This is a genomic window from Amycolatopsis sp. NBRC 101858 (assembly GCF_030269325.1).
Lineage (GTDB): Bacteria > Actinomycetota > Actinomycetes > Mycobacteriales > Pseudonocardiaceae > Amycolatopsis > Amycolatopsis ponsaeliensis.
The window spans coordinates 120104-136584 of the sequence record NZ_BSTD01000008.1 but is presented as its reverse complement, the minus strand read 5'-3'; the positions used below and the strand labels follow the sequence as shown (position 1 = coordinate 136584).

Sequence of the window (16481 nt, the reverse complement as noted above, 5' to 3'; positions counted from 1 at the left end):
CAACTTTCAGACCACCGCGACGGGCGGGCCGCGGCGGCGCCGAGTCTGCCCTTGGTCGCGTCGAGTCCGGGCCGGGCGCTACAGACCGCCGAGCCGTGGTCGACTTTCGACCATCGCCGAAACTGGCGCACGGCTGAGCCCGCCGAGTTCCGGCGGTTGCCGGTCAGTCAGACCCCTGGCGGGTTCGCGGGCAGGACACGTGAGCCGTCGTCAGTTTTCGGGCGTTGCCGGATCCCCTGCGGCGAGGCCGACGAACATCGTCTGGTGCAGGCCGCGTACGTGCTTTCTCGTCACCCGGGCCGCCGCGTCCGGGTCGCCTGCTGCCAGTGCCTTCACCAAGCGTGCGTGGTCGCGGTTCGACTCGCGCAGCTTGGCCATGGGGTACGGCAGGTAGAACCGGTACAGCTCGGCCAGCACCGTCTCGTACTGGGCCACCGCCGCGGCCGGGGCGGGGGCCGCCACCGTTCGGTGGAACTCCGCGTCGAGCTCGTGGAACTCCGCCCAGCCCGTCGCCGTGTCCATGCGGGCGACCAACGTCCGCAAGCGCGGGAGGTCCGGCGACCGCTTTGCCACCAATTGGACCAAGCCCGCCTCCAGGACCAGGCGGTGGTCGATCAGGTCACGGACCTCGGCCGCCGACTCGCGGTACGCGCCGACCTCGCGGACTCGCTGCGTCGGTGGATCAGCGGCCACGAGCGTTCCGCCGCCTCGGCCGCGGCGGCGTTCGATCAGGCCGTCGCCGACCAGGGACTCCAAGGCGCGCCGCACGGTGATCTCCGCGACGCCGAGGGCTCGCGCGATGTCGGCGTTCGCCGGTAGACGCTCCGCCGGCTTCAGCAAGCCCAGCTCCACGGCGAGCGCGATGCGGGCGCGGACCGTGTCCAGTGCGGACAGCCGCCGGATACCGGTCAGTGCCGGGGCGCTCAGGTCTGCCGTCGCCATGAACCGACCGTACCGCACAAACTGCTCATCTTGAGCACTCTTGTTTAAGTGTTCAAGATGGACTATTTTTCGTCCATGCCGCGACCACTGCCGATCGCCCTGGTGCAAGCGCCGCCCCGCGCCGTCGGGGACGGCGGGTTCGCGGGCGAGGTCGAAGCCGTCCTCGGCCGTTTTCCGGACACGCGCCTGGCCGCCTTCCCCGAGCTGCACCTCTGCGGCGTCGACGGCGAAGGCGACGAACGCACCGAGCAGCTCCGCGCCGCCGCCCAGCCGCTGCAGGGGCCGAGGACCAAGGAACTCGCGGAACTGGCCGGCGACCTGGGGATCTGGCTCGCGCCCGGCACCGTTTGCGAAAAAGGCGACCACGGCGAACTGTTCAACACCGCCCTCGTCTTTTCCCCGCGAGGCGAGCTGGCCGGCTGGTACCGCAAGGTCTTCCCCTGGCGGCCGCACGAGCCCTACGACCCCGGCGACCGGTTCGTCGTCGCCGATCTGGCCGATGCCGGCCGCGTCGGGTTCTCCATCTGCTACGACGCCTGGTTCCCCGAAGTGACCCGGCACCTCGCCTGGATGGGCGCCGAGATCGTGCTCAACCCCGTCCAGACCACGACCCCCGACCGCGCCCAGGAGCTCGTCCTGGCTCGGGCGAACGCCATCGTCAACCAGGTCTTCGTCGCCAGCGTGAACACGGCCGGGCCGCTCGGGATGGGCGACAGCCTGCTCGTCGGACCCGAAGGTGACGTGCTCGGCGCGTTGCCGGGAATCGACCAGGGCGTCCTCGCCCACACGATCGACCTCGACGAGGTGGCGCGCGTTCGCCGCGAGGGCACCGCGGGCACCAACCGCATGTGGACGCAATTCGCCCCCACCGACGCGCCCCTCGAGCTGCCGCTCTACCGGGGCCGGATCGACCCGGACCGCTGGCGTCCACGAGAAGGAGACGACCGATGACCTCCACGGCCGCGGCCCCGGCCGCCCTGCAGCGCCGGCTCGGCCTGCCCGGCGTCGTCCTGTTCGGGCTCGCCTACATGGCTCCGCTGATCGTGCTCGGCACCTTCGGCATCGTCGCGACGACGACCGACGGCACCGTGCCCTCGGCGTACCTGCTCGCTCTGGTCGCCATGCTGTTCACCGCGGCGAGCTACGGGAAGATGGCCGCGACCCACCCCGTCGCGGGCTCGGCCTACACCTATGTCCGAAAAGCGGTCGACGCGCGAGCCGGGTTCCTCGTCGGCTGGGCCGTGCTCCTCGACTACTTCTTCCTGCCGATGGTGATCTGGCTGATCGGCGGCGCCTACCTCTCGGCCGAGTTCCCCGCCGTGCCCAATTGGCTCTGGTTGATCACTTTTATCCTGCTGACGACCATCCTCAACGTCCTGGGCATCAAGATCGCCGAAAAGGCGAACTTCGTCCTCATGGCGTTCCAGATCCTGGTGATCGGCTTCTTCGTTGTTCTTTCGGTCAAACAGGTCCTGCACGTCGGCGGCTCGCTGGCGAGCACGCAGCCGTTCTTCCACACGGGCAGCACGCTGGGGACGATCTCCGGCGGCGCCGCCCTCGCGACCTACTCCTTCCTCGGCTTCGACGCCGTGACGACGTTGACCGAGGAGACGACCGAACCGCGCAAGACGATCCCCCGCGCCATCCTGCTGACCGCGCTGATCGGCGGTGGCATCTTCATCGTGCTCGCCTACTTCACCCAGCTCGCGCACCCGGGCAGCACGTTCACCGACGAGTCGTCCGCCGCGTTCGAAATCGCGACGACGATCGGCGGCAACCTCTTCGCGTCGTTCTTCCTCGCCGGTCTGGTCGTGGCGCAGTTCGCGTCGGGGATCGCCGCCCAGGCGAGCGCGTCGCGGCTGATGTTCGCCATGGGCCGCGACGGCGTCCTGCCGCGGATCTTCGGCAAGCTCCAGCCGCGGTTCGCGACGCCGGTGTTCGGCATCGTCCTGACCGGGCTCGTCGGGCTGGTCGCGCTGGCGCTGGACGTCAGCACGTCGACGTCGTTCATCAACTTCGGGGCGTTCACGGCGTTCACGTTCGTCAACGTCAGCGTCCTGGCGACGTGGCTGCGCGACCGGGCCGGGAAACGCGTGCTGACCTGGGTGGTCTTCCCAGCGATCGGGGCCGTGGTCGATTTGTGGCTACTGGTCAACCTGGACGGCATCGCGCTGGTGTTCGGCCTGGTCTGGCTGGCGATCGGCATCGTCGTCCTGGCGGCGATCACCCGGGGCTTCCGGCGGCCGCCGCCGGAGATGACGTTCGAGGAGTAGGTCAGCCGCCTGGGCATTCGTTGCCGCCGCCGCTGCGCTCGACGCAGTGGCGCGGCTCCGGCGGGGGCGGTGGCGCGTGGCGGACGTGGTCGACCCAGTTCAGCCCGGCGACCGCGACGGCCAGGACCAGGCAGATCCCGAAGAACCACGCCCACCCACGTCGCCGCCCGAAAGCCGCCACGACGACGCCGATCAGCGGCAGTCCCCCGCCGAGCCAGGCCGCCCAGGTCAGATAGCCGTCACCCTTGTGACTGCTCGTGCCGAACACCGGGAAGCTCGCCAGGAAACCCTGCAAGAACAAGAACGGCACGACGAGCAGCAGGCCCACGGCACACAACGCCAGCACGAGCGAGGACCACACGGTCCGGACTTCCCCCACGCGGCCATTATGGCCGGGCGGACGACCACAACACTTGAGTAGATCTACTGCTCGAGCGTCTTCTGCAGCGCCTTGTTCGCCTTCCGCGCCATGTCGGCGACGGCTTCACGGCGAGCCGCGTCGGCCGCGTAGTCCTCTTCGCGGTTACGCACCACCCGGGCCGGCGTGCCGACCGCGATCGAGTAGTCGGGAATGTCACCACGCACGACGGAGTGCGCGCCCAGCACGGAACCGCGGCCGATGCGGGTGCCCTTCAGGACGCTGACCTTCGTGCCGAGCCACGTGTCCGGCCCGATGCGCACCGGCGACTTCACGATGCCCTGGTCCTTGATCGGCACGTGGATGTCGGCGGTGACGTGGTCGAAGTCACAGATGTACACCCAGTCGGCGACCAGCGTGGCCGCGCCGAGCTCGATGTCGAGGTAGCAGTTGATGACGTTCTGGCGGCCGAACACGGACTTGTCGCCGATCCGCAGCGAACCCTCGTGGCAGCGGATCGCGTTGCCGTCGCCGATGTGGACCCAGCGGCCGATCTCCAGCCGCCCGTAGCCCGGCCGGCAGTGGATCTCGACGTCCTTCCCGAGGAAGAGCATCCCGCGCAGGATGATGTGCGGGTTGGCGACCCGGAACTTGAGCAGCCGGTAATACCGGACGAGGTACCACGGCGTGTACGCGCGGTTGCGCAGCACCCAGCGCAGCGAGTCGGCGGTCAGGAACTTCGCCTGCTGCGGGTCGCGCCGCGCGCGCCGCCAGGCCCGCACCCGCGACAGTGCGGGCGCACCCCACATCGACGTCATGCCCGTGACCGTAACCTGTGTACGGGACGGGTTCACAGGCAAGGGGAGCTGGATGGGCACCAAGCTGATCATCGACACCGACCCGGGCGTCGACGACGCGCTGGCGATCGCGCTGGCGGCGCTGTCCCCGGACGTCGAGCTGCTGGGCGTGACGTCGGTGTTCGGCAACGTGCCGCTGGACCGCACCACCTCGAACGCGCGCCGGCTGCTGGAGCTCTTCGGCCGCACCGACGTGCCGGTCGCCGCCGGAGCCTCCCGGCCGCTGGTCTATTCGAAGCCGCGTGACGCCAAGGAGGTCCACGGCGGCGACGGCCTGTCGGGCCACTCCTCCACGCTGCCCGAGGCGAGCCGTCCCCTCGAGGAGCGCGACGCCGTCCGCCTCATGCTGGACCTGCTCGAAGCCTCCGACGAGCCGGTGACCATCGCGCCGATCGGGCCGCTGACGAACATCGCCGCGCTGCTGGCCGCCCACCCCGGCGCGGCGGCGAAGATCGCGCGGCTCGTGATCATGGGCGGCGGGGTGACGTTCGGCAACAGCACCACCGCCGCCGAGTTCAACATCTGGAGCGACCCCGAGGCGGCTCGCCGCGTGCTGGTCGAGGAGGACGTCCCGGTCGTGCTCGTGCCGCTCGACCTCACGCACCGCTGCGCCGTCGACGCCGAGTGGCTGGCGAAGCTCGCGTCGTCGGGGCCGGTCGGCGCCACCCTCGAAGGCCTCACCTCCACCTACCGGCAGCACTACACGCGCGTGTTCGGCGAGGACCGCATGGTCATGCACGACGCCGTCGCCGTCGCGGAGGCGATTTCGCCGGGGATCCTGCACACCGAGACCTACCGCGTCGACGTCGACTGCGGGCTGGGCCCGGCGCGCGGGCAGACGCTCGTCGACCGGCGAAGGCTCGGCGAAGACGATCCGCAGTTCAGTCCCGGCCGGCCGATCGAGGTCGCGATGGACACCGACCTCGACGGCCTGCGCGGTTTCGTCCTCGATCGGTTGACCGGAGCCGCGCGGTGAGCGACGAGCCCGAAGTCGTGCCGGCGGAGACCCTCGAAGAGGAAGCACAGACGACCGAGCCTCGCCGCCGGAAGGCCGCCGTCGTGGTGGCCGCGGTGGTCGTGGTGGCCGCCGCGCTCGTCGTCGGCGTCCAGTTCGCGCCCAAGCAGCAGGAGACGACGAACGCCGCCGCGACGGTCACGCAGTCGGCGTCTGTCCCGAAAACGACCACGTCCCCGCAGACGTCCGCGCCGCCGAAGGTGCCCGAAGCGAGCGAGTTCGACGCCTGGGCGTCCAAGACCAGCCAGTGGCTCGACGTCCCGCTGCGCGCGATGGTCGGCTACGCGAAGGCGACGACGAAAATCGGCAAGGACGTCCCCGGCTGCCACCTGTCCTGGGTGACGCTGGCCGCGGTCGGAAAAGTGACCACGGACCACGGCCGCGCGCAGGGCGGGCAGCTCGGCACCACCGGCGTGCTGGACAAGCCGCTCGGCACGATCGAGGTGCGCGACTTCTACAACAAGGTCGTCTCGACGGCGAACGCCGCCGGGCCGATGCAGGTCTCCCCCGCGATCTGGGCGAAGTACCAGGCGAGCTACACGGGCGGGAAGCCCGATGTCCAAAATATCGACGACGCGGCGCTGACCATCGGCCGCGCGCTGTGCGACGGCGGCACCGACCTCTCGCAGGGCCAGCCGTGGTGGGACTCGGTCGCGAAGCTGCAGTCGGCGCCGCTGTTGCTGCACCGGACGCTGGCCACGGTCAACGTCTACGGCACGGTCGGCCAGGGCTCGGCGGCGCCGAACCCGGCGGTGCTGAGCGCGGTGAACTTCGCCATCGACAAGATCGGCCTCCCCTACATCTGGGGTGGCAACGGCACCGGCGGCAACGACCCCGGCTTCGACTGTTCCGGCCTGACGACGGCGGCGTACGGGAGCGCCGGCGTCAAGCTGATGCGCACGGCCGACACGCAGTTCCGGAGCGTCCCGCACGTGACCGATCCGCAGCTGGGCGACCTGATCTTCTACGGCGAGCCGGCGACGAAGATCCACCACGTCGGGCTCTACATCGGCAACAAGCAGATGATCGACGCGCCGCAGACCGGCCAGGCCGTGCAGGTGCACTCCTACCGCAAGGACGGCGACGACTACGCCGGAGCCGGTCGCCCGACCGCCTGAGAAATTTTCGGGCGGCGATGTCGAGAACGCGTGATCGGCTGCGTCCCCGGGTCGGACGCGGCCAAGATGGGCCGCACCCGTACCGAGGAGAACGACCATGGCCAAGTACCTGCTGCTGAAGCACTACCGAGGCGCCCCGGCTTCCGTCAACGACGTGCCGATGGACCAGTGGACGCCGGAAGAGATCACGGCCCACGTCCAGTACATGCAGGATTTCGGGGCGCGGCTCGAGGAGACCGGCGAGTTCGTCGAGCACCAGGCGCTCACCCCCGAGGGGACGTTCGTCCGGTTCGACGGCGAGGGACGCCCGCCGGTCACCGACGGCCCGTTCGCCGAGACGAAGGACCTCATCGCCGGCTGGACGATCATCGACGTCGACAGCTACGAGCGTGCCCTCGAGCTGGCCGCGGAGCTGTCGGCCGCCCCCGGCGCGGGCGGGAAGCCGGTCGCGGAGTGGCTCGAGCTGCGGCCGTTCTACGGGAACTCGATCACCATCACGGAGTGACCCGCGTCACATCGACACTTTTGTCGAGAAACCGCCCACGGCTCCGTCCCCGGCACGAACCACAGCCGATCCGACGAGGAGACCGACATGCAGCAGAGCGTCATCGACGAGATCCTGAACCGCCCGCTCAGCCGTGAGCTGCTGGCCCGGGACCTGACCCGGCTGGCCTACACGGCCCTCGACGGCACTCCCCGTTCGATCCCGATCGGGTTCACCTGGAACGGTGCGCAGATCGTCCTGTGCACGGCGAAGAACGCCGCCAAGCTGCCCGCGTTGCGCCGCAACCCGGCGGTCGCCCTGACGATCGACACCGAGGTGCACCCGCCGAAGATCCTGCTGGTCCGCGGCACGGTCGAACTGGACGTCGTCGACGGCATCCCGGACGAGTACCTGCAGTTCAACGGCACCTATGAGATGACGCCGGAGCAGCGGGTGGAGTGGGAGAAGGGCGTGCGGTCGCTCTACGACGGCATGGTCCGGATCGTGGTCACGCCGACATGGGTCAAGCTGATCGACTTCGAGACGACCTTGCCCAGCGCCGTCGAAGAGCTGATCCAGCGGCAGAAGGAACGTCAGCACGCCTGAGAGGGGAGATCATCATGAGTGACGGCCGAGTGGTGGCGCGGCTGGAACACGTCGGCATCGTCGTCGAGGACCTCGGCGCCGCCAAGGCGTTCTTCACCGAGCTCGGGCTGGGGCTGGAGGGCGAGATGACGGTCGAGGGGCGCGTCGTCGACCTGATCAACGGGCTCGACGGCGTCCGCTCGGACGTCGCGATGATGCGGACGCCGGACGGCCACGGATGCCTGGAACTCATCAGGTACCAGACGCCCGCGGGCCCGGCGGGTGACTGGGCCGCGCCGGCGAACACGCCGGGTCTGCGGCACATCCTGTTCGAGGTGGCGGACATCGACGACGTCGTCGGCCGCCTGCGGAAGCACGGCGCGGAGCTCGTCGGCGAGGTCGCGCAGTACGAGGACAGCTATCGGCTCTGCTACCTGCGCGGCCCCGCGGGGATCATCGTCGAGCTGGCCGAAAAGGTCGGGTGACAAGTGGACGAGGTCCTGCTCCGGAGCTTGACGCCGCACGTGCTCGGCATCCTCGTGCGGCGCGGCGCCGACTTCGCGTCGGCCGAGGACGCCGTACAGGACGCGCTGCTCGAAGCACTCCGCGTCTGGCCGGCCGAGCCGCCGCGCGACCCGAAGGGCTGGCTGGTCACGGTCGCCTGGCGCAAGTTCCTCGACGCGGCCCGGTCGGAGAGCGCCCGGCGGCGGCGTGAGGACCTCGTCGACGTCGAGCCGGAGCCCGGGCCGGCGGTCGCCGCGGACGACACGCTCCAGCTGTACTTCCTGTGCGCGCACCCGTCGCTGACACCGTCTTCGGCGGTCGCGCTCACACTGCGTGCTGTCGGCGGATTGACCACGCGGCAGATCGCGCAGGCCTACCTGGTCCCCGAAGCGACCATGGCGCAGCGCATCAGCCGGGCCAAGCGCACGGTCGGGCAGGTGCGGTTCGACCAGCCCGGTGACGTCGCGACCGTGCTGCGCGTCCTCTACCTGGTCTTCAACGAGGGTTACTCGGGCGATGTCGACCTGGCCGCCGAGGCCATCCGGCTGACCCGGCAGCTGGCGGGCGCGATCGACCACCCGGAGGTCGCGGGGCTGCTGGCGCTCATGCTGCTCCACCACGCGCGGCGCGCCGGGCGGATCGCGGCCGACGGCAGCCTGGTGCCGCTCGCCGAGCAGGACCGCGGCCGGTGGGACACCAGGCTGATCGCCGAGGGCGTGGGGATCCTGCAGAAGGCGCTCGCCCGCGACCGCTTGGGCGAGTTCCAGGCCCAGGCGGCGATCGCGGCCCTGCACGCCGACGCGCCGACCGCCGAGGAGACGGACTGGGTGCAGATCGTCGAGTGGTACGACGAGCTCGCCGCCCTGACCGGCAGCCCGGTCGTCCGGCTCAACCGCGCGGTCGCGGTGGGCGAGGCCGACGGACCGCGTGCCGGGCTGGCAGCCCTCGCGGAGCTGGACGACGCGCTGCCCCGGCACGCGGCGGTGGCGGCGTACCTCCACGAGCGCGACGGCGACCTGGCGACGGCTGCGCGGTTGTACGCCGAAGCGGCCCAGAAGGCGCCCAACCTTGCAGAGCGCACCCACCTGACTCTGCAGGCCGCTCGGCTCAACACCCGCTTGCGTGGTTGATACCCCCACTGGCCGGGCAGGCGCGGCCGAGGGAGTTGTCGCCGCTGTGGCGAACGACCGCCGGCGTCGTCGCCCGGGCCGAGTCGCGCCTGGCATCCGCTCAGCCGAGGTGGTCGTTCGCGCCGCTCACCCACTCGATGTAGCGCTCGGCCGACCGGCGGACCGCGCCCTTCGCGTCACCCAGGATCTTGCCGCCCAAAAGACCGTAAAGGCGGTCGAACTCGTACGGCTCGAGCCGGTCCACGATCCGCTGGACCAGGCCCGCCGACAGCGGGATCTTGTTCGGGTAACTGCGCATGAACGTCACCCAGCCCGCGGCCGCCACCGGCACCATCGTGTCGCCCACCAGCAGGAAGCCGCCGGTTTCGGTGGCGACGTGGGCCACCGCCGCGCCCGGGAAGTGCCCGCCCGCCTCGACGAGCGTCACGCCGGGCAGGACCCGTTCGGTGCCGGACCACTCCCGGATCACCGGGTCTTCGCGCCGCACCCACTGCCGGTCGGCCGCGTGCACCAGCACGGGGACACCGCCGAGCCGGTGGCTCCAGCTGACCTGGGAGCCGTACATGTGCGGGTGGCTGGCCACGATCACCGCCGCGCCGCCGAGCTCCTCGATCTCGGTCGCGAGCGCCGCGTCCAGGTGGTTCGGCGGGTCCCACAGCAGGTTGCCCTCGGCGGTCCGGACCAGGTGCGTCCACTGGCCGATGCCGAACGGCGGTTCGCGGTTGATCCGGTGCAGCCCCGGTTCCAGCTCCTCGTGCACGACCTCGTGGCCGTCGGCCACGAGCTTGTCGAGCGTCGTCCATACCTGCCCGGACGCGGGTACCCACTGGCGGTCGTCGGCGCAGATGGCGCAGGTGCCGGCCGGGGGCCGGTCGGTGTCGGGGTGCTCGACCCCGCAGGTTCCGCAGATCCAGATCGTCATGACGCCAGTCTTGAAGCTCCAGCATGGTCGAGGTCAAGCCCGGTCCGGGCCTCCTGGGAGAATCCCGCCATGGACTCGGGGACGACCACGCAGGTGATCACCGTGGGGGCGACGCTCGGCGGCGTGCTGCTCACCCTGCTGACCACCACGCTCGTGGAGGGCCGCAAGCTGAAGGCGACCCAGCGCGCGGAGGAGCGGAAGCGTGCGGCCGAGCACGCGACCTGGCTGCGCGACGAACGGGTCAAGGCCTACGCGGGCCTGTCCAACGCGGGCGAAGAGGCCTTCCAGCTGATCCGGTCCGAGTTCGTCGAGCTGCCGAAGAACCGCGTCGAGATCGAGGCCCGCTGGCGAGAACGGCGCAACGAGCTGCGCAAGGCACACAACCAGGTAGCGCTGTTCGGCACCGAAGAACCACGCCGGCGCGGGAAGGAACTGTGGAAAGTGGCCCGCAACGGGGTCAACGACATCCTCGCCGAACTGGACTCCGGGGAAACGAAGGTGCGGCGGGCCAGCCTCGACCACGTGCTGACCGGGATCAGCGAGACCGGCGACCGGTTCCTCGAAGCCTGCCGCGCCGATGTCCAGGGCACGACGACGGACTTTTAGTCACGCCGGGCCGGCGAGCCCGATCAGGTTGCCCTCGGGGTCGGTGAAGTGGGCGACCACCAGGTCGCGCCCCGGCGCGCGGGCCGGGCCCAGCCGGCGCGTTCCGCCGAGGCGCTCGGCCTCCGCCAGCGCCGCCGCGACGTCCGGGACGCCGACGTAGAACACCACGTGACTCTCGTGTTCCGCGCCGCCGCCGACGCCGCCCGGGATGGTCTCCGTTTCGACAAAACCGTAGTTGCCCGCCTCCGACACCTGGTCCGACACCGGTCCCGAGGTGTCGAACTCCCAGCCGAACAGCTCGCCGTAGTACCCGCGCAGCCCGGCAGGGTCGGTACCGATGATCTCGAAATGCACGACCGGATTACCCATGGCGGCCACCGTACGCCGCACTAGTTGTTAAAAACAATCTCAGAGTTGTAGATTGGCACTATGCCGACGAGCCGGAGCTACGGGGACGCGTGCGCCACCGCCCGCGCGCTGGACGTCGTCGGGGAACGCTGGGCGTTGCTCGTCGTGCGCGAGCTGCTGCTCGGGCCGCAGCGGTTCTCCGACGTCCGCCGGGCGCTGCCGGGCGCCAGCTCGAACCTGGTCACCGACCGGCTCCGCGAGCTCGAAGGCCACGGCGTGGTGGCCCGCCGGAAGCTGCCACCGCCGGCGGCGTCGACCGTCTACGAACTGACCGAGTGGGGTCGCGAGCTGGAGCCGATCGTGCTGGCCTTGGGTGCGTGGGCCGCCCGCGTCCCGCTCCCCGAGCCGGCGACACTCGGCACGACGTCGATGCTGCTGTTCCTCCGCGGCTCCGCCTGCCCGCGCACGGCGGCCTGCTACCGCCTCGAACTGGACGATCGCGTGTGGACGGTCCGCACCGAGCCGGGCCGACTGACGGTCGAGCCGGGCGAGCCAGTTGCCCCGGACGCGACCATCCGGACCGACCCGCCCACGTTGAACGCGCTCCTCGAGCGTCCTCAGGACCTCGACGCGGCGATCGCCGATGGTCGGATAATGGTCGAAGGCGATCGGCAGGCCGTCCTTCGTCTTCTGAAGGACCACGAAGGCTGACTCAAGCGAAGTCCTCGGCATGGTCGCCAGCCCACTCCGCGAAGCTCCGCGCCGGACGGCCGGTGACCGCCAGGACTGTCTCCGTCGTCTCCTGCGGCCGGTCCACCAGGGCGGCGAGCCGCCGGATCCGGGCTTCGATCACCTCTGCCGACCCGACGCGGCCGAGCCCGCGGGCCTCGAACGCCGCGGTGAGCTCCCGGCGGTAGTCGTCGAGGTCCTGGGTCTCGACGCGGACCGGACGCCCGGCCACCCGGCCGAGGACCGAGACCTGGTCTCGCACCGTGAGCGACTCGGGCCCGGTCAGCGTGTGCGTCGCGCCGAGGTGGCCGGGCGACGTCAACGCGCACGCGGCGACGGCTGCTATGTCCGCTTCGTGGACAAGAGCCGAGTGCGAGTCCGGGAACGGGTCCCGCACGACGCCGGCGCGGACCGAGTCCGACCACAGCAGCCGGTTGGCGGCGAAGCCGCCTGGTCGCAAAAACGACCACGGGATCCCCGAGTCGCGCACGACCTGCTCGGCTTCGCCGTGGGCGCGCGTGATGGCGTCCTCCGACGCCGGATCCGCGCCCAGGGCGGACAGCAGTACGACCTGCGTCAGGCCGCCCGCCCGGGCGAGGAACCCGCCGAGCCCGGCCGTGCCCGCGTAGAGGAACGCCTGCGTGACACCGACCAGGGCCGCGTCCCAGTTCTCCGGCCGGGCCAGGTCGGCCGCGACCACCTCGACCCCGGCCGGCAGCCGGGTCCGCTCCGGGTCGCGGCCGGCCGCGCGCACCGCGTGTCCGTCTTCGAGCAGTTGTCCCACCAGCGCGCGGGCGACGTTCCCGCGGGCGCCGGTCACCAGAATCGTCATGCCCGAAGGCTCGTCCCGCATGGCCGGAACGGGGTAGGCACTGGCGGTACCACCCCGGCGCGGGGTGATGATGGACGCGTGGACAGGGTGGAACTGGGCGGGTTCCTGCGCAGCCGGCGGGACCGTCTGCGGCCTGCCGACGTCGGCCTGGAACCCGGCCCGCGGCGGCAGGCGCCGGGGCTGCGGCGCACGGAGGTCGCGCTGCTGGCCGGCATCTCCGTCGACTACTACGTGCGGCTCGAACAGGGCCGCGGGCCGCAGCCGTCGGACCAGGTCCTCGCCGCGCTCGGCCGCGCGCTCCGGCTGACCGGCGACGAACACGGGTACCTGCGGCAGCTCGCGCGGCCTGCTCCCCCGCCCGCGCCGCGGCCGGTGCCCGGGAACGTCCTGCGGCTGCTCGACCGCCTCGGCGACGTGCCGGCGATGGTGATCGACGCCGCCTACGACATGGTCGCCTGGAACCGGATGCTCGTCGCGCTGATGGGCGACCCGGCCGCGTGGTCGCTGCGGCGACGAAACCGGCTGCGGCGCCTGTTCGACACCGGGGACACGATCACCGGCAACCGCCTGGACCTGGCTCGGCTGTGCGTCGCGGACCTGCGGGCGAGCGGGCGGTACCCGGCCGATCCCGCCGTTCGTTCATTGATCGACAACCTCCTGGAAGAGAGCCCCGAATTCGGCCGGCTGTGGGCCGAACGGGAAGTCGCCGTGCAGCGGACGCTGACCAAACGGACCGTCCACCCGATCGCCGGGCCGTTGGAGCTCGACTGCGAGATCCTCGCCGTCCCCGGCGACGAGCACCGGCTCCTCGTCTACACGGCGGCGCCGGGCACGCCGTCCGCCGAAGGGCTCAAACGACTCATCGCGTGAGCGCCGCCTCGCGGACCCGCAGCGACGGCGCCAGGAAGATGACCGAAAAAGTGACCACGACCGCCGACGACAACGCCCAGTGCAGGCCGATCCGCGTCGCCAGCGCGCCGACCAGCACCGGCTCCACCAGGAAGCCCAGGTACCCGCACGCGGCGACGGCGGCCACCGCGCGACCCGGCGCGTCCGCCTGCTTGCGGCTCGCCACGCTCCACGCGATCGGCACGATCCCGGCCACGCCGAGGCCGACCACCGCGAAGCCGAACACCACCGCGACCGGCCATGTCGCGAAAATGACCACGGCGAAGCCCAGCACCGCGACCGTGGTCGCCACGCGGACGAAGCGCACCTCGCCCGTGCGTGCCACGACCCGGTCGGCGACCAGGCGGACCGCGATCATCGTCCCGGAGAACGCGAAGTAGCCCAGCGACGCGAGCGCGGGCGTCGCGCCGGTGACGTCGGCCAGGTACACCGCGCTCCAGCTGTTGACCGCGCCCTCGGCGACGAACGCGCAGAACGCGATCACGCCGAGCGGCACCAGCGCCCGGCTCGGCCACGCGAACGCCGCGTCGCCCTGGCCGCGGTCGGCTCCGGCCAGGAACTGCGCGCGGCCCCAGAGCGCCAGTGCGAGCAGCACCGCGCCCGCGATCGGGAAGTGCACCGAAACCGGGACGTGCAGGGCCTCCATCAGCGCGTCGACGCCGGAGCCCTCGAGGCCGCCGATGTTCCAGAACGCGTGGAAGCCGGCGAAGATCGGGCGCCCGTAGCCCTCCTCGACGCGGGCCGCGTGCGCGTTCATCGCGACGTCGAGCAGGCTGTTGCCCACGCCGAGCACCACGAGCGCCGCGACGAACACCGGCGCGGACCACGCGAACGCCACCAGTGGCAGCCCGCCGCACAACACGACCGCCCCGATCACGACGGCCGCGCGGCTGCCGATCCGGGTGAGCAGCGCCCCCGCGCCCACCAGCGCGACGACCGACCCCAGGGCGAGGCCGAAGAGCCCGGTCGCCAGCTGGCCCGTGGTCAGGCCCAGCTGCTCCTGCACTGCCGGCACCCGCGCCAGCCAGGTCGCGAACGCCGCGCCGCACACGGCGAAGACGACGGAGACTCCCAGGCGAGCGCGTTTCAGTTCCCCGGTCACTTTCGCGATTATGCTGATCGCCGTGGCCGGCTGGGACGACGCCGGCCGGATCGCGCGAGGGCTGCCCGAAGTGATCGAAGACAGCTCCCGCGGGTATCTGGCCTGGCAGATCGGCAAGAAGGGCTTCGCCTGGGAGCGCCCGCTGCGCAAGGGCGACGTCGAGGCGCTCGGTGCGCGGGCGCCCGCCGGGCCGGTGCTGTGCGCCTACGTGCCGGACGTCGGGGTCAAGGACGCGCTGATCGCCGACGATCCGGCCGTCTTCTTCACGACCCCGCACTTCCGCGGCTTCCCCGCGATCCTCGTCGAGCTCGACCGGATCGACCTGGCGACGCTGGAGGAAGTGCTGGTCGAGGCCTGGTTGTGCCGGGCGCCGAAGCGGCTGGCGAAGACGTGGTCCGAAAATCGACCAACCCGGTAGAGACCGCGGGCGGCGAGGTCGGTCCGGCGGCTGAAAACGACCCCACGGCCGCCTCGGTCCGGACTATCTTGGCCGGGTGAAATCCTTGAGCCACGATCGGCTGGCCGAGGCGCTCGTCGCCGAGGCGGAGGAGTTCGGGATGGCGATCGAGGGCGCCGCGCCGGACGCGCGCGTCCCGACCTGTCCCGAATGGTCGCTGCAGGAGCTGACCCGCCACGTCGGGCTGGCCTACCACAAGTCGGCCGCGATCGTCGCGAGCCGGCCCACCGGGTACGTGCCGTTCGACGCGGTCACGGTCGACGATCCGCCGGACTTCGACGCTCTCGGCGAATGGCTCGTCGACGGCGCGGAACGGCTCGTCGAGGCCGTGGCCGACGTCGGCCCCGAGACGCCGACGTCGACCTGGACGCCCGATCGCCGCGCCGGGTTCTGGACGCGCCGGCTCACCCACGAGACCGTCGTCCACCGCGCGGACGCCGCGCTCACGACCGGTGCGCCGTACGCGGTCGACGCCGATCTGGCCGCGGACGGGATCTCCGAAGGCCTCGACCTCGTGGCCGTTTTTTCGCGAGTCGAGCACCCGGCGATGGACCGGACGGCGCTGCGGGGCACCGGCGAAACTCTGCTGTTCCGGTCCACCGGGCCGGACCTCGGCTGGCTGGCCCGGCGGACGGCGACGGGGGTCGAGGTGAGCCAGTCGGCGGACGACGCGGACGTCGTCGTCGAGGGCCGCGTCGCCGACCTGCTCCTGGCCCTGACCGGGCGCATCGCCACCGACGACCCGCGGTTGACGATTTCCGGCAACGCGGACCTGTTCCGGCACTGGCGGGAGAACACGAAGTTCTGAGGCGCTCGCTCGGCGGTCGTCGACGGCGCTCGCGCTGCGGATCGCCGCGTGGCCGCCCGGCCGGATCGGCGCGTGGCCGCCCGGCCGGATCGGCGACGTCATGGGCGGCTGGCACGCCGCGCTCGGCGTGCGCCGACGTCAGATGTGGTGCACCGACTCGACGGTGTAGAGCTGCGGGTCGGCCGTCGAGATGGCCAGGGCGGCCCGCATGTGCTCCTGGCACGCCGGGTCGGTGAGCATCGCGCGGAACGCGTCCGTGCTCTCCCACTGGGCGTAGTTGACGACGCGGGTGCCCTCGGCGCCGGTGTGGATGTTGGCCGCGACGAAGCCCGGCTGGTGCCGCATCACCTCTTCGGTCGCCGTGACCAGCACGTCGACCAGCTCCCGCTGGCGCGCGGGTTCGACGGTGAAGACGTTGATCAGGGTCGCGAGCTTCGCGTCCGCGTCGATGGTCGTGGTCGCCATGAGCCCTCCCCGATGTCAGGAACCTTACATAAGCCAG

The 16481-nt window shown here is 71.3% G+C and carries 21 protein-coding genes; 13 read left to right on the top strand and 8 right to left on the bottom strand.

The window, feature by feature from the left end:
* Window positions 1-210: 210 nt before the first annotated feature.
* Window positions 211-942 carry a FadR/GntR family transcriptional regulator gene (locus QSK39_RS47730; protein ID WP_285484482.1) on the bottom strand — a complete coding sequence of 244 codons (732 nt, stop codon included), beginning with the start codon at window positions 940-942 and terminating at the stop codon, window positions 211-213.
* 75 nt (window positions 943-1017) lie between these two features.
* Here QSK39_RS47730 and QSK39_RS47725 point away from each other — a divergent pair, with 75 nt between their 5' ends.
* Together QSK39_RS47725 and QSK39_RS47720 are read left to right on the top strand one after the other, a co-directional pair.
* Window positions 1018-1893 (top strand): carbon-nitrogen hydrolase family protein, encoded by an 876-nt coding sequence (locus QSK39_RS47725; RefSeq protein WP_285484481.1) that lies wholly within the window; start codon window positions 1018-1020, stop codon window positions 1891-1893.
* Window positions 1890-3215 carry an APC family permease gene (locus QSK39_RS47720; RefSeq protein WP_285484480.1) on the top strand — a complete coding sequence of 442 codons (1326 nt, stop codon included), beginning with the start codon at window positions 1890-1892 and terminating at the stop codon, window positions 3213-3215. Before QSK39_RS47725 ends, QSK39_RS47720 begins: the two co-directional genes overlap by 4 nt.
* 1 nt (window position 3216) lies before the next feature.
* On the opposite strand, the gene QSK39_RS47715 is transcribed toward QSK39_RS47720, so the two are convergent.
* Window positions 3217-3594, bottom strand: coding sequence for a hypothetical protein (locus tag QSK39_RS47715; RefSeq protein ID WP_285484479.1), 378 nt, complete (start codon window positions 3592-3594; stop codon window positions 3217-3219).
* A 44-nt stretch (window positions 3595-3638) separates the two neighbouring features.
* Complete coding sequence (locus QSK39_RS47710) at window positions 3639-4391, bottom strand: acyltransferase (RefSeq protein WP_285484478.1); 753 nt, start codon at window positions 4389-4391, stop codon at window positions 3639-3641.
* A gap of 52 nt (window positions 4392-4443) precedes the next feature.
* Here QSK39_RS47710 and QSK39_RS47705 point away from each other — a divergent pair, with 52 nt between their 5' ends.
* From QSK39_RS47705 to QSK39_RS47680, 6 genes are all read left to right on the top strand, one after another.
* Window positions 4444-5406 (top strand): nucleoside hydrolase, encoded by a 963-nt coding sequence (locus tag QSK39_RS47705; protein ID WP_285484477.1) that lies wholly within the window; start codon window positions 4444-4446, stop codon window positions 5404-5406.
* Window positions 5407-5489: 83 nt separating this feature from the next.
* Window positions 5490-6563 carry a C40 family peptidase gene (locus QSK39_RS47700; RefSeq protein ID WP_285484963.1) on the top strand — a complete coding sequence of 358 codons (1074 nt, stop codon included), beginning with the start codon at window positions 5490-5492 and terminating at the stop codon, window positions 6561-6563.
* 97 nt (window positions 6564-6660) lie between these two features.
* Window positions 6661-7068, top strand: coding sequence for a YciI family protein (locus tag QSK39_RS47695; RefSeq protein ID WP_284743175.1), 408 nt, complete (start codon window positions 6661-6663; stop codon window positions 7066-7068).
* Window positions 7069-7155: 87 nt separating this feature from the next.
* Window positions 7156-7653 (top strand): pyridoxamine 5'-phosphate oxidase family protein, encoded by a 498-nt coding sequence (locus QSK39_RS47690; RefSeq protein ID WP_285484476.1) that lies wholly within the window; start codon window positions 7156-7158, stop codon window positions 7651-7653.
* 14 nt (window positions 7654-7667) lie between these two features.
* Window positions 7668-8117, top strand: a complete 450-nt coding sequence (locus tag QSK39_RS47685; RefSeq protein WP_285484475.1) for a VOC family protein — start codon at window positions 7668-7670, stop codon at window positions 8115-8117.
* Between the two features lie 3 nt (window positions 8118-8120).
* Window positions 8121-9266 (top strand): RNA polymerase sigma factor, encoded by a 1146-nt coding sequence (locus QSK39_RS47680; RefSeq protein ID WP_285484474.1) that lies wholly within the window; start codon window positions 8121-8123, stop codon window positions 9264-9266.
* A 100-nt stretch (window positions 9267-9366) separates the two neighbouring features.
* Here the strand turns inward: QSK39_RS47680 and QSK39_RS47675 are convergent, their stop codons facing one another.
* Complete coding sequence (locus QSK39_RS47675) at window positions 9367-10188, bottom strand: MBL fold metallo-hydrolase (RefSeq protein ID WP_285484473.1); 822 nt, start codon at window positions 10186-10188, stop codon at window positions 9367-9369.
* Window positions 10189-10257: 69 nt separating this feature from the next.
* On the opposite strand from QSK39_RS47675, the gene QSK39_RS47670 reads away from it, so the two are divergent.
* Complete coding sequence (locus tag QSK39_RS47670; protein ID WP_285484472.1) at window positions 10258-10794, top strand: hypothetical protein; 537 nt, start codon at window positions 10258-10260, stop codon at window positions 10792-10794.
* Here the strand turns inward: QSK39_RS47670 and QSK39_RS47665 are convergent, their stop codons facing one another.
* On the bottom strand, window positions 10795-11163 hold the full coding sequence (locus tag QSK39_RS47665) for a VOC family protein (protein ID WP_285484471.1): 369 nt from the start codon (window positions 11161-11163) through the stop codon (window positions 10795-10797).
* 60 nt (window positions 11164-11223) lie between these two features.
* Between QSK39_RS47665 and QSK39_RS47660 the strand changes: the two genes are divergently transcribed.
* Complete coding sequence (locus QSK39_RS47660; RefSeq protein ID WP_285484470.1) at window positions 11224-11853, top strand: winged helix-turn-helix transcriptional regulator; 630 nt, start codon at window positions 11224-11226, stop codon at window positions 11851-11853.
* Window position 11854: 1 nt separating this feature from the next.
* Here QSK39_RS47660 and QSK39_RS47655 read toward each other — a convergent pair whose 3' ends face one another.
* Window positions 11855-12703 (bottom strand): SDR family oxidoreductase, encoded by an 849-nt coding sequence (locus QSK39_RS47655; protein ID WP_285484469.1) that lies wholly within the window; start codon window positions 12701-12703, stop codon window positions 11855-11857.
* A gap of 78 nt (window positions 12704-12781) precedes the next feature.
* Here QSK39_RS47655 and QSK39_RS47650 point away from each other — a divergent pair, with 78 nt between their 5' ends.
* Complete coding sequence (locus tag QSK39_RS47650; RefSeq protein ID WP_285484468.1) at window positions 12782-13573, top strand: helix-turn-helix transcriptional regulator; 792 nt, start codon at window positions 12782-12784, stop codon at window positions 13571-13573.
* Here QSK39_RS47650 and QSK39_RS47645 read toward each other — a convergent pair.
* On the bottom strand, window positions 13563-14714 hold the full coding sequence (locus QSK39_RS47645; RefSeq protein ID WP_285484467.1) for an MFS transporter: 1152 nt from the start codon (window positions 14712-14714) through the stop codon (window positions 13563-13565). The two genes, QSK39_RS47650 and QSK39_RS47645, sit on opposite strands and share 11 nt — an antisense overlap.
* Window positions 14715-14724: 10 nt before the next feature.
* Between QSK39_RS47645 and QSK39_RS47640 the strand changes: the two genes are divergently transcribed.
* Both QSK39_RS47640 and QSK39_RS47635 read left to right on the top strand, forming a co-directional pair.
* Window positions 14725-15132, top strand: a complete 408-nt coding sequence (locus tag QSK39_RS47640) for an MmcQ/YjbR family DNA-binding protein (protein ID WP_285484466.1) — start codon at window positions 14725-14727, stop codon at window positions 15130-15132.
* 76 nt (window positions 15133-15208) lie between these two features.
* Window positions 15209-15979 (top strand): maleylpyruvate isomerase family mycothiol-dependent enzyme, encoded by a 771-nt coding sequence (locus QSK39_RS47635; RefSeq protein WP_285484465.1) that lies wholly within the window; start codon window positions 15209-15211, stop codon window positions 15977-15979.
* Between the two features lie 138 nt (window positions 15980-16117).
* Here the strand turns inward: QSK39_RS47635 and QSK39_RS47630 are convergent, their stop codons facing one another.
* Window positions 16118-16444, bottom strand: coding sequence for an antibiotic biosynthesis monooxygenase family protein (locus tag QSK39_RS47630; RefSeq protein ID WP_285484464.1), 327 nt, complete (start codon window positions 16442-16444; stop codon window positions 16118-16120).
* Between the last annotated feature and the right edge of the window lie 37 nt (window positions 16445-16481).

Bases quoted from the DNA above. Each gene is read 5' to 3' on its own strand.
- QSK39_RS47730 (WP_285484482.1), bottom strand. From the start codon at position 942: ATGGCGACGGCAGACCTGAGCGCCCCGGCACTGACCGGTATCCGGCGG.
- QSK39_RS47725 (WP_285484481.1), top strand. From the start codon at position 1,018: ATGCCGCGACCACTGCCGATCGCCCTGGTGCAAGCGCCGCCCCGCGCC.
- QSK39_RS47720 (WP_285484480.1), top strand. From the start codon at position 1,890: ATGACCTCCACGGCCGCGGCCCCGGCCGCCCTGCAGCGCCGGCTCGGC.
- QSK39_RS47710 (WP_285484478.1), bottom strand. From the start codon at position 4,391: ATGACGTCGATGTGGGGTGCGCCCGCACTGTCGCGGGTGCGGGCCTGG.
- QSK39_RS47705 (WP_285484477.1), top strand. From the start codon at position 4,444: ATGGGCACCAAGCTGATCATCGACACCGACCCGGGCGTCGACGACGCG.
- QSK39_RS47695 (WP_284743175.1), top strand. From the start codon at position 6,661: ATGGCCAAGTACCTGCTGCTGAAGCACTACCGAGGCGCCCCGGCTTCC.
- QSK39_RS47690 (WP_285484476.1), top strand. From the start codon at position 7,156: ATGCAGCAGAGCGTCATCGACGAGATCCTGAACCGCCCGCTCAGCCGT.
- QSK39_RS47685 (WP_285484475.1), top strand. From the start codon at position 7,668: ATGAGTGACGGCCGAGTGGTGGCGCGGCTGGAACACGTCGGCATCGTC.
- QSK39_RS47675 (WP_285484473.1), bottom strand. From the start codon at position 10,188: ATGACGATCTGGATCTGCGGAACCTGCGGGGTCGAGCACCCCGACACC.
- QSK39_RS47670 (WP_285484472.1), top strand. From the start codon at position 10,258: ATGGACTCGGGGACGACCACGCAGGTGATCACCGTGGGGGCGACGCTC.
- QSK39_RS47665 (WP_285484471.1), bottom strand. From the start codon at position 11,163: ATGGGTAATCCGGTCGTGCATTTCGAGATCATCGGTACCGACCCTGCC.
- QSK39_RS47660 (WP_285484470.1), top strand. From the start codon at position 11,224: ATGCCGACGAGCCGGAGCTACGGGGACGCGTGCGCCACCGCCCGCGCG.
- QSK39_RS47655 (WP_285484469.1), bottom strand. From the start codon at position 12,703: ATGACGATTCTGGTGACCGGCGCCCGCGGGAACGTCGCCCGCGCGCTG.
- QSK39_RS47640 (WP_285484466.1), top strand. From the start codon at position 14,725: ATGCTGATCGCCGTGGCCGGCTGGGACGACGCCGGCCGGATCGCGCGA.
- QSK39_RS47630 (WP_285484464.1), bottom strand. From the start codon at position 16,444: ATGGCGACCACGACCATCGACGCGGACGCGAAGCTCGCGACCCTGATC.